Here is a 13,997-nt window from a genome sequence, read left to right on the forward strand (position 1 = left end):
CAGGCGTGAGCCCCGAGTTTGGGCCAGGCGTGAGCCGTGGGTTTTGGGCGGGGTGGGGCTCGGCTCGGTCTGCCTGGGGCGGGGTCGGTGCCCGGATCGCTAGTCCAGGTAGCCGCGGAGCTGATCGGCGAAGGCGTGGTCGCGGAGCTTGTTGAGCGTCTTCGACTCGATCTGGCGGATCCGCTCCCGCGTCACCCCGAAGATCCGGCCGATCTCCTCCAGCGTGCGGGGGCGGCCGTCGGCCAGTCCGTACCGCAACTGCACCACCTTGCGTTCGCGCTCGCCGAGCGTCGACAGCACGGCCTCCAGGTGCTCGCGGAGCAGCAGGAAGGCCGCGGACTCCACGGGTGAGGCCGCGTCGCCGTCCTCGATGAGGTCGCCGAGGGCCACATCGTCCTCCTCGCCCACCGGGGCGTGGAGCGACACCGGCTCCTGGGCCAGCCGCAGCACCTCGCTCACCCGCTCCGGGAGGAGGTCGAGATGGGCGGCGACCTCCTCGGGGGTGGGTTCGTAGCCGCGCTCCTGGAGCATCCGGCGCTGGACCCGGACCACCCGGTTGATCAGTTCGACGACATGCACCGGGACCCGGATCGTCCGGGCCTGGTCGGCCAGGGCGCGGGACATGGCCTGGCGGATCCACCAGGTCGCGTACGTCGAGAACTTGTACCCGCGGGCGTAGTCGAACTTCTCGACCGCGCGGATCAGGCCGAGGTTGCCCTCCTGGACCAGGTCGAGCATGGTCAGGCCGCGGCCGATATAGCGCTTGGCGACGGAGACGACGAGGCGGAGGTTGGCCTCGATCAGCCGGCGCTTGGCCACCCGGCCCAGGACCACCAACCGGTCGAGGTCCACGGCGAGTTGGGAGTCGAGGTCGGGGGTGTTGCCGAGCTTCTCCTCGGCGAAGAGACCCGCCTCGACCCGGCGGGCCAGCTCGACCTCCTCGACCGCGGAGAGCAGCGGTATCCGCCCGATCTCGCGGAGGTACTGGCGGAAGAGATCGGCGGAGGGGCCGCTGGTGTCGGCGCGGGCGGGCGGCTCGATCGGTTCTACGGGCTCTACGACGGTATCCACGCTCTCGACGGGCTCGACCGGCTCGGCGGGCTCGGCGGGCTCGGCGGGCTCGGCGGATTCCGCCTCGGGGGCGCCGTCGGGGTCGGGGTCGGCAGCCACGTCGGCCATGGCGTCCGGTGCGGCGTCCTGGTCGGTCTCCGGTACACCCTCCGGGGCGAGGTCCGCCGGGTCCTCGGGCACGGCCGGCGCTACCGGTGCGGCGCCGGGCGGGCGGGCGGACACGGGGTGCGGCGACGCCGCGAGGGCCGCGTCGGTGAGGGTCTGGGTCTGCACGGGGGCGACCTCCAGGGTGATCGCTGCTGAGGGGGCAGAACGATCGGGCACGGCACGGCGGCCGCGCCGCCGTCCGTCCCGTACATCATGAGCGGATCTGCGGGGGATTCCGGCCCTAGCTGACCAACACCGCCGCGCTCCGAGGACTCAGGCACCGCACCCCAGTGTGGGGTACGACACAGGCCCGCCACGAGGGGCGTGCGGGCATTTTTTGCTCAGCGGCCCGTGACCGTACGACTACCCGGCGGCTACAGCGCCCCCAACCGCCCGCCCGCCGAGGCACGAACGGGCTGACCGGAACCCGTCCACCGGCCCTGACCGCCCGCCGCCCCGCGCCGCGCGGCCAGAAGGTGCCCACGTCCCACAGGGATGCCGATGGTGCGGCGGGCTCGGCCTACAGCGCCGCCACGCCCCCGGTCCCGGTCCCGATCCCGATCCCGATCCCGATCCCGATCCCGATCCCGGAGGGATTGTCGCCCTACAGCGCCGCCGCGCACCGGTCCCGGAGGGACTGGCCGAACCCGCTCCGAGCCCCGCATAGCACTGCCGCGCCCGGACAGAGGGCCCCACCGGAGCCGTTGGGGTGGGTGCGAAGCCGCGCTGGTGAGCGTCGCACCTACAGCGCCTCCGCCCCACGCACTCGGAGCCCTTCCCGGTATACCTGCAACGCCTTCAGCTCTTCCTGGAAGGCGCTGAGGCTCGCCGCATCAGCGTATGGCCCCAGTCGCTGCACCCCCGCGTGGACCTCACCGATCCGTCGGTCCACGGCCTGGAGCCTGACGGCGGCGAGCCACTGCCCGACGTACGTGCGATCGATCTCGCGCTGTCGGCGTCTGGGCAGCGACAACGGCTCCACCGTGAGCTCCAGGATCAGTCCGCGGACGGTGTCATCCGGCGCAACGTCACGGACCCGAACAAGGTAGTCGGCGTCAGCCCCCGCCGTGCCCCCTGCCTCGGCGATCGCCATACGGACTCGGGCGTACGGCGCCGCCGTGAACTCGTCGGCACCGAAGGCATCGAAGGTGGGAGAGACGAGTTGGGGGTACTGGAGCGCGCACTTGAGCAACTCGCGCTCGGCCAGATGCGCGGGGCTGCGGAGGTCCAGGCGGGGGCCGCGTGGCGGCGCCGGGGCTCCCGGGTCGCCCTGCGCCTCCGGCTCACGCCGATGGCGGTACTGCGGGCCATCTCCGGCAGGAACGCCGCCCGGACGGCCACGCTGCTCGCCGCCCGAGCCGCGGCCGCGCTCACGGGCCCAGCGGGCCAGCTGCGAGACGCGCCGTACGACGAATTGAGTGTCGAGGATGCCGAGCAGACCCGCGAGATGCACCGCGGACTCGTGCTGAATGGAGCCGTTCTTGATCCCGGCGACGACGGGCGCTGCCTCCTCCAGCGCGGCGGCGCGCCCCACCGCCGTGTCGAGGTTGTGGCGCGCGAGGATCTGCCGGATGGCGAACTCGAACAGCTGGGTGCGGGTCTCGACCAATGTCCTGACGGCCTCGTCGCCCTCCGCAAGCCGCAGTTCGCACGGGTCCATGCCGCCCGGCGTGATCGCAATATAGGTCTCGGCTGCGAACTTCTGGTCGTCCTCGAAGGCGCGCAGGGCCGCCTTCTGCCCGGCCGCGTCGCCGTCGAAGGTGAAGACGACCTCCGCGCCCGAGTTGTCCATCAGCAACCGTCGGAGGATCTTGATGTGGTCACCGCCGAAGGCGGTTCCGCAGGTGGCGATGGCGGTGGTGACCCCCGCGAGATGGCAGGCCATGACGTCCGTATAGCCCTCGACCACCACCGCCCGGCTGGCCTTGGCGATGTCCTTCTTGGCGAGGTCGATGCCGTAGAGGACCTGGGACTTGCGGTAGAGCGGGGTCTCGGGGGTGTTGAGGTACTTCGGGCCGTTGTCGTCGTCGCGCAGCTTGCGGGCGCCGAAGCCGACGACCTCGCCGGAGATGTCCCGGATCGGCCACATCAGCCGGCCCCGGAAGCGGTCGATGGGGCCGCGCCGACCCTCCTGGACGAGCCCGGAGAGGATCAGCTCCTTGTCGGTGAATCCGCGGCCGCGCAGATAGCGGACGAGGTGGTCCCAGCCGGCCGGGCTGTAGCCGACGCCGAAGTGCTGCGCGGCGGCCTGGTCGAAGCCGCGCTCGGCCAGGAAGGTGCGGCCGATCTCCGCCTCGGGGCGCTCCAACTGCTCCACGTAGAACTGCGCGGCCGCCTTATGGGCCTCGACCAGCCGGGTGCGCTCGCCCTGCTGGCGGCCGGGCGTGTAGCCGCCCTCCTCATAGCGCAGGGTGATGCCGGCCTGGGAGGCCAGCCGCTCGATGGTCTCGGCGAAGGAGAGGTGGTCGATCTTCATGACGAAGTCGACGGTGTCGCCGCCCTCCTGGCAGCCGAAGCAGTAATAGAGCCCCTTGCTGGGGCTGACCTGGAAGGACGGGGATTTCTCGTCATGGAAGGGGCACAGGCCCTTGAGATTGCCACCCCCTCCATTGCGAAGCTGGAGGTATTCGGACACGACGGCGTCGATCGGGACCGCTGCCCGGACCGCCTTCACGTCGTCATCGTTGATCCTGCCTGCCACGCCCGAATTCTACGGCCGGGGTCCGACACGGCTGTCCGTCGCCTGCCGGACCCCGGTGGGAGCGCGCCCCAGGGCCTACGGGAGCAGCGAGGTCAGCGGGACGGACGGGTCGGCCAGGGCCGCCGTGTCGAGCTGGTGGCCGCCGCGGATGAGCCGTTGGATCGATTCGGTGACGTCCCAGACGTTGACGTTCATGCCCGCGAGCAGCCGGCCGTCGTTCAGCCAGAAGGCGATGAACTGCCGCTTGCCGACGTCGCCGCGCACCAGCACCTGGTCGTACGAGCCGGGCGGGGCGTAACCGGAGTACTCCAGGCCGACGTCGTACTGGTCGGAGAAGAAGTACGGCACCCGGTCGTACGCGACGTCCTGGCCGAGCATGGCGCGGGCCGCCGCCGGGCCGCCGTTCAGGGCGTTGGCCCAGTGCTCGACGCGCAGCCGGGCGCTCTGCGGGAGGGCGGCCCGTGCGGGGGTGCCCTCGAGGAAGCCGAGCGGGGCGGAGGCGACGTCGCCCGCCGCGAAGATGTCCGGGTCGCTGGTGCGCAGCGAGGTGTCGACCGCGATGCCGCCGCCCGCCGCGCGGTCCACCACCTCCAGGCCCGCGGCCTCGGCGAGGGCGGCGCGCGGGGCGGCGCCGATGGCGGCCAGAACGCTGTGGGCGGGGTGCTCCTCGCCGTCGTCGGTGAGGGCGGCCAGCACCATGCCGTCCTGGCCGGTGATCTCGGTAAGGCGGGCACCGAAGTGGAAGCGGACGCCGTGCTCGCTGTGGAGGTCGGCGAAGAGGGCGCCCAGCTCGGGGCCGAGGACGGGGTGGAGCGGGGTGGGCTCGGGCTCGACGATGGTCACCTCGGCGCCGTAGCCGCGCGCGGCGGCCGCGACTTCGAGGCCGATCCAGCCCGCGCCCGCGATGACCAGTTGGCCGTTGTCCCGGCCGAGGGTGGTGAGGACGCCCTTGAGCCGCTCGGCGTGGGCGAGCCGGCGCAGATGGTGGACCCCGGCCAGATCGGTGCCGGGGATGTCGAGGCGGCGCGGCTCGGCGCCGGTGGCCAGCAGCAGCCGGTCGTAGTGGACCCGGGTGCCGTCGCCCAGGGTCACGGCCTTGGCGGCGCGGTCCAGGTGGACGGCGGGCAGGCCGAGGTGGAGCTCGATATCGGCCTGGGCGTACCAGGCGGGCTCGTGGACGAAGACGCTGTCGCGCTCCTGGCTGCCGGTGAGGAAGCCCTTGGACAGCGGTGGCCGCTCATAGGGGTGGTCGCGCTCGTCACCGATGAGGATCACCCGCCCGGTGAAGCCCTCCGCTCGCAGGGTTTCCGCGGCTTTCGCCCCGGCCAGCCCCCCTCCGACGATGACGAATGTCTGGTGTGCGTCGACCACTTGTGTCCTCCTCGCTGCCGAGCAGTGCCTCTATGCCTCTATGAGTGCCTTACCCCGGTCGCGTCAGGTCGTGCTCTCCGAAAGCGGTGCCAAATGCTGAGCCCATGGCTGTGCCAGAGGCTGTGCCGAAAATCCGTGCCCGAAACCTGTGCCGAAAGCTGTACCGAAAGCTCTGCGGCAACCTGTGTCGAAAGCTGTGCCGAAAGCTCTGCGGCAACCTGTGTCGAAAGCTGTGCCGAAAGCTGTGTCACAGGGGAGCCTCCCGCACGGCGAGTGCGTTCGGAAGGGCACGTACGCCGGACGTGTGCACGCGAGCCGGATCCGGCGGGCGGCGGTTCACGCGGTGAGCCGGGCGTGGAGCCATCGGGCCGAGGTGTCGGTCAGGGAGGCGATCTGGTCGACGATCGCCCGCAGCCGGCCCCGGTCGTCCCCGGCCGCGTCGAAGAGCGCGCGGAACTGGGGGTCCAGGCCCTCGGGGGCGCGGGCGATCAGGGCATCGCCCAGCTCGGCGATGACGACCCGCTGATCGGCCCGGACCAGCTCCTGGTCGGGGCGCTGGATGACATACCGGTCGGCGACCGCCTTGAGGACCGCGCACTCCAGGCGCGCGGCGCGGGGGACGACCAGCTCGGCGTGGTAGCGGGTGAAGCGGCCCGCGCCGTACGCCGCGCGGGTGGCGCCCTCGGCGGCCAGGCAGAAGCGGCCGATGAGCTGGCTGGTGGCGTCCTTGAGGCGGGCCTGGGCGACGGACGAGCCGGCGTAGCGGTGCGGCCACCACTCCTGGCCCAGTAGCCGGTCCAGCGCCTCGGCCAGCTCCCCGGGCTCGGCCCCCGGGGCGTACCGGTCGGCGGCGACGGCGAAGACCTCGCGGCGCTCGGGCTCGGAGAGCAGGCTCGCGGGGTCGAGATGGCCCGCGTGCAGCCCGTCCTCGACGTCGTGGACGGAGTAGGCGACATCGTCGGCCCAGTCCATGACCTGCGCCTCGAAGGTCGTACGGCCCTCGGGGGCACCCTGCCGGTACCACGCGAAGATCGGGAGGTCGTCCTCGTAGACCCCGAACTTCGGGGAGCGGGGGCTGTACGGATGGCCGCCGCGCGGCCAGGGGTACTTGGTGGCGGCGTCCAGCGCGGCGCGGGTGAGGTTGAGGCCGACGCTCACCGGCTCACCGGCCTCCGGGCCGGGCACGAACCGCTTCGGCTCGAGCCGGGCCAGCAGCCGCAGCGACTGCGCGTTTCCCTCGAAGCCGCCGCAGGGCTCGGCGATCTCGTTGAGCACCCGCTCGCCGTTGTGCCCGAACGGCGGATGGCCGAGGTCATGAGCGAGGCAGGCCGTCTCCACCAGATCCGGGTCGCAGCCGAGGGCGGCCCCCAGCTCACGGCCCACCTGGGCGCACTCCAGGGAGTGGGTCAGCCGGGTGCGGGGCGTGGCGTCGTAGGCCAGGGCGCGCCCGGCCGGCCCGGGGTCGGCGGCCGGTGTGGCGGGCACCACCTGGGTCTTCCCGGCCAGTCTGCGCAGCGCGGCGGAGTGCAGCACCCGCGCCCGGTCCCGCTGGAAGGCGGTCCGGCCCGGCCGCTTGTCGGGCTCCGGCGCCCAGCGCTCGAGGTCCGCCGGGGCATAGCCGGGGACGTGGCCGGTGTCGGCCTCGGGGGCACCGGTCGGAGGGGCCGGATCCGGTTCAGGGGGTGCGCTGCGACTCATACACCGACGGTAGCCGCCGGTGGTGACAAGGGCGCAAAGGCGAGGGTCTGTTCGTACCGGCGCAGTATGAGACGCGCCACCGCCGGATGGGCGCCGAGCGGGGCGGCCGCGATCCTGGGGGCGGCGTGCGCGCACTGGATGACGCTTGCGCCTTGGGCGGTATTCGCGCGCTGGGCGGCGTTCGCGCGCTGGGCAGCGTTCGCGGCCGGGGCAGCGTTCGCGCACTGGGCAGCGTGCACGCCCGGGGCGACGCTTGCGCACTGGGCGGTATTCGCGCACTGGGCAGCGTTCGCGCCCGGGGCGGCGTGCACGCTCGGGGCGGCGTGCACGCACTGGGCAGCGTGCACGCACTGGGCAGCGTTCGCGCACTGGGCAGCGTGCACGCCCGGGGCGACGCTTGCGCACTGGGCGGCGTTCGCGCACTGGGCAGCGTGCACGCACTGGGCAGCGTGCACGCCCGGGGCGGCGTTCGCGCACTGGGCGGCGTTCGCGCACTGGGCGGCGTGCACGCCCGGGGCAGCGTGCACGCCCGGGGCGACGCTTGCGCACTGCGTGGCGCTTGCGCCCTGGGCGGCGTTCGCGCACTGCGTGGCGAAGCGGCCGGGTGCGGTGAAGTAGGAGGCGACGGCGATCCGGTCATGGCCGAGCGCGGCCAGGGCCCGTACGGCCTCGGGCACGGTGGGCCCGGAGCCGGAGGCGTAGCCGGGCAGGACGGGCACACCGCCGAGCCGGGCGCTGAGCAGGGCGGCGGTCCGGGCCACGTCGACGGCCGCGTCCGGGTCGCGGGAGCCCGCCGCGGCCAGAACGACGCCCGCCCGGTGCGGAGCCGGTACGCCTGCCCCGTGCGGAGCCGCGACGCCCGCGACGCCTGCCCCGTACGGAGCCGCCGCGCCCGCGCCGTACGGAGCCCCGGCCCGGTGGCCTGCCTCGGCCAGCCGGGCGTGCAGCGCCTCGGCGAGCAGCGGGTCCGGGCCGAGCGGGGCGGCGATCCGGGCAGCGAGGTGGGGTGCGGCGGCGACGGCGTCCGGGATGTCTTGTTTGGTGTGGTAGCCGCGGCTCAGGAGCAGTGGGACGAGCACGGCCTCACCGCGCAGCGCGGCCAGCGTGTCGGTCAGCAGCGGCTGGTTGAGCTCGATATGGCCGAGACGTACGGGCAGTCCGGGGCGGAGCGCGCGGACGCGGTCCAGGAGCGCGGTCACGGTGCGCAGCGCCTCGGGGTCCCGGCTGCCGTGGGCGACGGCGACGAGCGTCGGCGGGCGGTCGCGGCCACCCCGGCGGACGTCGTGGCGGCTGCCGGGGTGGCCGCCAGGGCGGTTGCCGTGGCCCAGCCGGTCGAGCTGGGTGGTGAGCTGTGCGGTGAACCGGGTCATGAGCCGCTGGGCACTGTCGAAGTCCGCCGTGCCGTCGATATCCGCCGTGCCGTTGATATCGGCCGTGCCGTCGGGGCCAGGAGAACCGGCGTGGGGCGTCATGGCCAGAGCCTGGCAGCGGCAGATTGCATCGCCGTTGCGCGGCCGTGACGGGTGATTGCGTCGATTTCACCGGCCGCCGGGCCCCGTGCTGAGGTCCGCTTCCCGCAGGCGTAATCCGCGGCGACGCGGGCCGTAACACGGCCGTAGCACGCTCCTTGGCATGGCGCACGTTCCCGGGGAGCACTCCCCCGACCCCGCCCCCGACCCCGCCCCCGTCGACACGCACTGCCCTTACTGTTCGCTCCAGTGCGGGATGACGCTGCGCCCGGTGCCACCGGGCGGCGGATCGGACGAGAAGCCGGGTGGTGTCGAGGTCATCGAGCGCACCGCCTTCCCCGTCAACCGCGGCGCGCTCTGCGGTAAGGGCCGCACCGCGCCCGCCGTGCTCTCCTCCCGGGTGCGTCTGACCGAGCCGCTGGTTCGCCGCCCTGACTCCGGTCGGCTCGAACCGGCCACCTGGGAGGAGGCCCTCGACCGGATCGCCGAGGGCCTGGAGGCCGCCGGCCGGGCGTACGGCCGCGACGCCGTGGGGGTCTTCGGCGGCGGCGGGCTGACGAACGAGAAGGCGTACGCGCTGGGGAAGTTCGCCCGCGTGGTGCTCGGCACCCCGCAGATCGACTACAACGGCCGGTTCTGCATGTCCTCGGCCGCCGCCGCCCATCAGCGGGCCTTCGGGCTGGACCGCGGGCTGCCGTTCCCGCTGGCGGACGTGGCCCGCACCGGATGCGTCGTCCTCGTCGGCTCGAACCTGGCCGAGACCATGCCGCCCGCGCTGCGCTATCTGACCGAGCTGAAGGAGGCGGGCGGCCGGCTGATCGTGGTCGATCCCCGGCGCACCCGTACGGCGGAGCAGGCGGATCTGCATCTGGCGCCGCGGCCCGGTACCGATCTCGCGCTCGCGCTGGGGCTGCTGCACCTGGTGGTCGCGGAGGGCCGGGTGGACGAGGAGTTCGTCGAACGGCGCACCAGCGGCTGGCCCGAGGCGCGGGCCGCCGCGATGGCCCACTGGCCGGAGCTGGTGGAGCGGATCACGGGCGTCCCCCTCCCTGACCTCCGTAAGGCGGTCACGATGTTCTGCGACGCCGAGAACTCGATGGTGCTGACCGCCCGGGGCCCCGAGCAGCAGTCCAAGGGCACCGACACCGTCGGCGCGTGGATCAACCTGTGCCTGGCCACCGGCCGCGCGGGCCGCCCGCTGTCCGGCTACGGCTGCCTGACCGGCCAGGGCAACGGCCAGGGCGGCCGCGAACACGGCCAGAAGGCCGACCAGCTACCCGGCTACCGCAAGCTGACCGACCCCGCCGCGCGCGCCCATGTGGCGGCCGTATGGGGCGTCGAACCCGACGCCCTCCCCGGGCCGGGGCGCAGCGCGTACGAACTCCTGGACGCGCTCGGGCGGGACGTCCGGGCACTGCTGCTGATGGGCTCCAACCCGCTGGTCTCCGCCCCGCGTGCGGCCCATGTGGAGTCCCGGCTGCGGTCACTGGACTTCCTGGCGGTCGCCGATGTCGTGCTCTCGGAGACCGCCGCGCTCGCCGATGTGGTCCTGCCGGTGGCGCAGTGGGCCGAGGAGACCGGGACCATGACCAACCTGGAGGGCCGGGTCATCCTCCGCCGGGCGGCGCTGACCCCGCCGCCGGGCGTCCGGACGGATCTGTGGGTGCTGAGCGGGCTCGCGGCCCGGCTCGGCTGGGAGAAGGGGTTCCCGGCCGACGCGGAGGAGGTCTTCGAGGAGCTGCGGCGGGCCTCGGCCGGCGGCCCGGCGGACTACTCGGGCATCACCTATCGGAGGATCGCGGAGGAGGACGGGGTGTTCTGGCCCTGTCCGGAGCGCGCGGAGGAGACCGCCCGTAAGAGCGCGGCGGGGACCGCCCGTAAGGGCGCGGCGGGGACCGGCTGGGAGAGTGTGGAGGGGGCCTCCGAGAGGGCGCAGCGAACCGGCTCGGCGGGCGCGGGGGCCGACCCCGAGCGTGCGTGGGCCGACCCGGAGGGCGCCCGCCCCCAGGGCGCGCACGGGGCCGACCCTGGGGGCGCGGAGGCCGACCCCGAGGGCGGGGAGAGGCCCAGTCCGCCCAGTAGGCATCCCGGTCCGCATCCCGGTACGCCGCGGCTGTTCCTCGACCGGTTCGCCACCGACGACGGGCGGGCCCGCTTCGCCCCCGTGAGCCATCGCCCGGCCGCGGAGGAGCCGGACGCGGCGTATCCGGTGCTGCTGACGACGGGCCGGGTGCTGGCCCAGTACCAGTCCGGCGCCCAGACCCGGCGGGTCACCGAGCTCAACGAGGCCGCACCCGGCCCCTACGTCCAGCTCCACCCGCTGCTCGCCGAGCGGCTGGGGGCGGCCGAGGGGGTGCCGATCGCGGTGGTCTCCCGGCGCGGCCGCGCCGTGGCCCCGGCCCGCATCAGCCGGGACATCCGGCCGGACACGGTGTTCATGCCGTTCCACTGGGCGGGGCCGGGGCGGGCCAACACGGTGACGAACCCGGCGCTGGATCCGGTGTCGCGGATGCCGGAGTTCAAGGTGTGCGCGGTGCGGCTGGAGCTGGCCGAGGGCTGAGGGCCGAGCGCTGATCGCCCCAGGGCTCAGCGGGGCTCAGCGGGTCCAGCCCTCGACCTCCTTCAGGTACGCCGCCCGCGTCCCCTCGTCCAGGAAGGCGGCCTCGAAGGAGTTGCGGGCCAGGGTGCGCAGGGTCGTCTCGTCGAGGCCGAGCGCGTCCCGTACGGCGGTGAAGTTGTCGCCGACGTAGCCGCCGAAGTAGGCGGGGTCGTCGGAGTTGACCGTCACCAGCAGACCGGCGTCCAGCATCGCGGGCAGCGGATGGTCCTCCAGGCGGTCCACGACGCGCAGCCGGACGTTCGACAGGGGGCAGACGGTCAGCGGGGTCCGGTCCGCGACCAGCCGGGCCACCAGCGCCTCGTCCTCCAGGCAGCGCACCCCGTGGTCGACGCGGTCCACACCGAGGATGTCCAGCGCCTCCCACACATACGCGGGCGGCCCCTCCTCCCCCGCGTGCGCGACGCACTTCAGCCCGGCCTCCCGCGCGAGCGCGTACACCTCGCGGAACTTCGACGGCGGATTCCCTACCTCCGCCGAGTCCAGGCCGACCGCGGCGATCCGGTCCAGGTGGGGGCGGGCCGCCTCGAAGGTCTCCAGGGCCGATTCGGCGCTCTCGTCGCGCAGGAAGCACATGATCAGGCGCGTGGTGATGCCGTACGTCTCCGGCGCCGCGTCCAGCGCGCGGGTGATCCCGCGGATGACCGTGTCTATCTCGACGCCGCGCGCGGTGTGCGCCTGCGGGTCGAAGAAGATCTCGGCATGGCGCACACCCTGCGCACGGGCGCGGGCAAGATACGCGTTGGTGAGGTCGGCGAAGTCGTCCTCGGTGCGCAGCACGGTCATCAGCGCGTAGTAGAGGTTCAGGAAGTCCTGGAGGTCGCTGAAGGAGTACGCGGCCTTCAGCTCCTCCTGGGTGGCGTACGGCAGCTCGACCCCGTTGCGCTCGGCGAGTGCGAAGGCCAGATCGGGCTCCAGGGTGCCCTCGATGTGGAGATGGAGCTCTGCGGTGGGGATCGGGGGCATGGAGGGGATCACCTGCTGGTTTCGCTGACGGGGGGAGTGAGTCACTCAGCCTATCCGGGCGGCAGACCCGCCCCGAGCGCTAGGCTCGGCGTCGCCAGCAGTGCACTCAGGGACACAGAAGGTCACCGTGAGCAGTCAGCCGACCGAGGCGAGCGCTCCGCTGATCCCCATGCCGTCGCTGACTCCGGACGCGCTTCGGGCGGCAGTCGCCCAGATCGTTCCGAGTCGCCTCCCAGAACTGAACGAACACCTGACGAGCGCGGCAACCAGCGCGCAGCGCACCAGCAGTGTGGGGCCGCTGAGAGCCTTCACCGCGCATTGGGGAACCGTCGTCAATATCGAACGCTGGCCACAGCGCGCCGCCCGCTTCCATGCCTGTGAGGACCTGGCCGCGGATCCGCTGGCCGACCCGGAGGAGGCTCGCGCGGCGGCGAGTGAGATCGGCCGCATCCTCCGGGCCGCGGGCGAGGAGATCGGCGCATGAGCGATGCGTGGAGGTGGGAGTACGACCCGGACGCGGAACACGTCGTGGGTGGTCTTCCGCCGCATGTCGTCACTGAAGTGGAATGACTCGCCCATGAACTGGCCGTGCTGGGGAGAGACGCCACAGAGGTGGGTGCCGGCCACCGGCTGCGCAATCTGGCCTTCCTGGATGTGGGGCTGCTGTACTTCCTGCCGGTGCCCAGCCAGCAACTGATCGCGGTGGTTAACGTCACCTGGGCCGGGTGAGGCAACCGCCACCCCCTCTCCCGCGTCCCACAGCGCGACCGGATCGGTGATGCGAAGAGGGGGAGCGCATGCTGGGGTGGGTGCGGAGGCGGTTGCCGCGGACGCGGCGGGGGTGGCGGCGGCTGGTGCAGGGGGGCGTTCTCGTCTGCGTACTGGCCCTGCTCCCCGCGACCTGGCTGCGGCTGAGCACGGACGACCGGATCCGTACGGTCGCCGATGTGCCCTCGGCCCCGGTGGGGGTGGTCTTCGGGGCGGGGCTGTGGAACGGGGAGCCGTCGCCGTATCTGGCGCACCGGCTGGACGCCGCCGTACGGCTCTACAAGGACGGCAGGGTCCATGCGCTGCTGGTCACCGGGGACAACAGCCGCCATGACTACGACGAACCGGACGCGATGCGCGCGTATCTCGTCAAGCGCGGGGTGCCGGACCGGCGGATCGTGAGCGACTTCGCGGGGTTCGACACCTGGGACTCCTGCAGCCGGGCCCGGCGGGTCTTCGGGGTGCACAAGGCGGTGCTGGTGAGCCAGGGGTTCCATGTCCGGCGGGCGCTGGCGCTGTGCGGGGCGGCGGGGATCGACGCGTACGGGGTCGCGGTCGCCGAGCCGCACGATGTGACCTGGTACTTCGGTGGGACGCGGGAGGTCGTGGCGGCGGGCAAGGCGGCTCTGGACGCGACGTTCGAGCCGGACCCGCACTTCCTGGGGCCGCGGGAGCGGGGGATCGAGCGGGCGCTGGCGGGGCGGGGGTCCTCCGGCTCCCGCTGAGCGGTCGGCCGCGGCCCTCGCCCCTGTCGCCGGTCGCCGGTCGCCGGGTCGCCGGTCGCCGTCAGCCGATCGTCGTCTCCGACACCACCCACGCCAGGTAGTCCTCGCTGCCGTTCACGATGGGCATCGCGATGACCTCGGGCGTCTCGTAGTCGTGCGCCTCGCGGATATGGGCCTCCAGCTCGTCGTAGCGCGCGGCGGTCGTCTTGAACAGCACCTGCCACTCGGCCGCCGTCTCGACCTCCCCCTCCCACCGGTACACGGATGTCACGGGCTGGCTGATCTGCGCACAGGCCGCCAGCCGGGCCTCGATCGCCCCGCGGGCCAGCACCTCGGCCTTCTCGGGGGTGTCGGTGGTGGTCAGTACGGTCAGGTAGTCGGCCACTGCTGCGGTACCTCTCTCCACGGCGCGGTCGTACTGCGCGGCTGCGAACTGGCGCCCACCACGCTAGCCGGTGAGGATT

General features: G+C 73.2%; 10 protein-coding genes and 1 pseudogene. 4 read left to right on the forward strand and 7 right to left on the reverse strand.

The features are described 5' to 3' along the window. Window positions 1-99: 99 nt before the first annotated feature. The 5 genes and pseudogenes from STRVI_RS35765 to STRVI_RS49245 all read right to left on the reverse strand — a co-directional run. On the reverse strand, window positions 100-1,344 hold the full coding sequence (locus tag STRVI_RS35765) for an RNA polymerase sigma factor (RefSeq protein WP_014060443.1): 1,245 nt from the start codon (window positions 1,342-1,344) through the stop codon (window positions 100-102). Window positions 1,345-1,960: 616 nt separating this feature from the next. Beyond that, on the reverse strand, window positions 1,961-3,919 hold the full coding sequence (gene dnaG, locus STRVI_RS35770; protein ID WP_014060444.1) for a DNA primase: 1,959 nt from the start codon (window positions 3,917-3,919) through the stop codon (window positions 1,961-1,963). A 75-nt stretch (window positions 3,920-3,994) separates the two neighbouring features. After that, window positions 3,995-5,290, reverse strand: coding sequence for an NAD(P)/FAD-dependent oxidoreductase (locus tag STRVI_RS35775; protein WP_014060445.1), 1,296 nt, complete (start codon window positions 5,288-5,290; stop codon window positions 3,995-3,997). Between the two features lie 336 nt (window positions 5,291-5,626). Next, window positions 5,627-6,988, reverse strand: a complete 1,362-nt coding sequence (locus tag STRVI_RS35780; RefSeq protein ID WP_014060446.1) for a deoxyguanosinetriphosphate triphosphohydrolase — start codon at window positions 6,986-6,988, stop codon at window positions 5,627-5,629. Between the two features lie 515 nt (window positions 6,989-7,503). Then, window positions 7,504-8,358, reverse strand: a pseudogene (locus tag STRVI_RS49245) (sirohydrochlorin chelatase); the annotation flags it as partial. Window positions 8,359-8,620: 262 nt separating this feature from the next. Here STRVI_RS49245 and STRVI_RS35790 point away from each other — a divergent pair. Continuing rightward, on the forward strand, window positions 8,621-11,017 hold the full coding sequence (locus STRVI_RS35790) for a molybdopterin-dependent oxidoreductase (protein ID WP_014060448.1): 2,397 nt from the start codon (window positions 8,621-8,623) through the stop codon (window positions 11,015-11,017). A 36-nt stretch (window positions 11,018-11,053) separates the two neighbouring features. On the opposite strand, the gene STRVI_RS35795 is transcribed toward STRVI_RS35790, so the two are convergent. After that, complete coding sequence (locus STRVI_RS35795) at window positions 11,054-12,040, reverse strand: adenosine deaminase (RefSeq protein ID WP_014060449.1); 987 nt, start codon at window positions 12,038-12,040, stop codon at window positions 11,054-11,056. Between the two features lie 127 nt (window positions 12,041-12,167). Here STRVI_RS35795 and STRVI_RS35800 point away from each other — a divergent pair, with 127 nt between their 5' ends. From STRVI_RS35800 to STRVI_RS35805, 3 genes are all read left to right on the forward strand, one after another. Continuing rightward, on the forward strand, window positions 12,168-12,524 hold the full coding sequence (locus STRVI_RS35800; protein WP_014060450.1) for a hypothetical protein: 357 nt from the start codon (window positions 12,168-12,170) through the stop codon (window positions 12,522-12,524). Window positions 12,525-12,628: 104 nt separating this feature from the next. Further along, window positions 12,629-12,769 (forward strand): hypothetical protein, encoded by a 141-nt coding sequence (locus STRVI_RS55160; RefSeq protein WP_251982807.1) that lies wholly within the window; start codon window positions 12,629-12,631, stop codon window positions 12,767-12,769. Between the two features lie 68 nt (window positions 12,770-12,837). Continuing rightward, complete coding sequence (locus STRVI_RS35805) at window positions 12,838-13,533, forward strand: SanA/YdcF family protein (protein ID WP_014060452.1); 696 nt, start codon at window positions 12,838-12,840, stop codon at window positions 13,531-13,533. 61 nt (window positions 13,534-13,594) lie between these two features. On the opposite strand, the gene cutA is transcribed toward STRVI_RS35805, so the two are convergent. Continuing rightward, window positions 13,595-13,918, reverse strand: a complete 324-nt coding sequence (cutA, locus tag STRVI_RS35810) for a divalent-cation tolerance protein CutA (protein ID WP_014060453.1) — start codon at window positions 13,916-13,918, stop codon at window positions 13,595-13,597. Between the last annotated feature and the right edge of the window lie 79 nt (window positions 13,919-13,997).

The organism is Streptomyces violaceusniger Tu 4113 (genome assembly GCF_000147815.2).
Lineage (GTDB): Bacteria > Actinomycetota > Actinomycetes > Streptomycetales > Streptomycetaceae > Streptomyces > Streptomyces violaceusniger_A.

Coding starts and splice junctions, on each gene's coding strand:
- STRVI_RS35780 (WP_014060446.1), bottom strand. CDS start 6,988: ATGAGTCGCAGCGCACCCCCTGAACCGGATCCGGCCCCTCCGACCGGT.
- STRVI_RS35805 (WP_014060452.1), top strand. CDS start 12,838: ATGCTGGGGTGGGTGCGGAGGCGGTTGCCGCGGACGCGGCGGGGGTGG.
- STRVI_RS35795 (WP_014060449.1), bottom strand. CDS start 12,040: ATGCCCCCGATCCCCACCGCAGAGCTCCATCTCCACATCGAGGGCACC.
- STRVI_RS35790 (WP_014060448.1), top strand. CDS start 8,621: ATGGCGCACGTTCCCGGGGAGCACTCCCCCGACCCCGCCCCCGACCCC.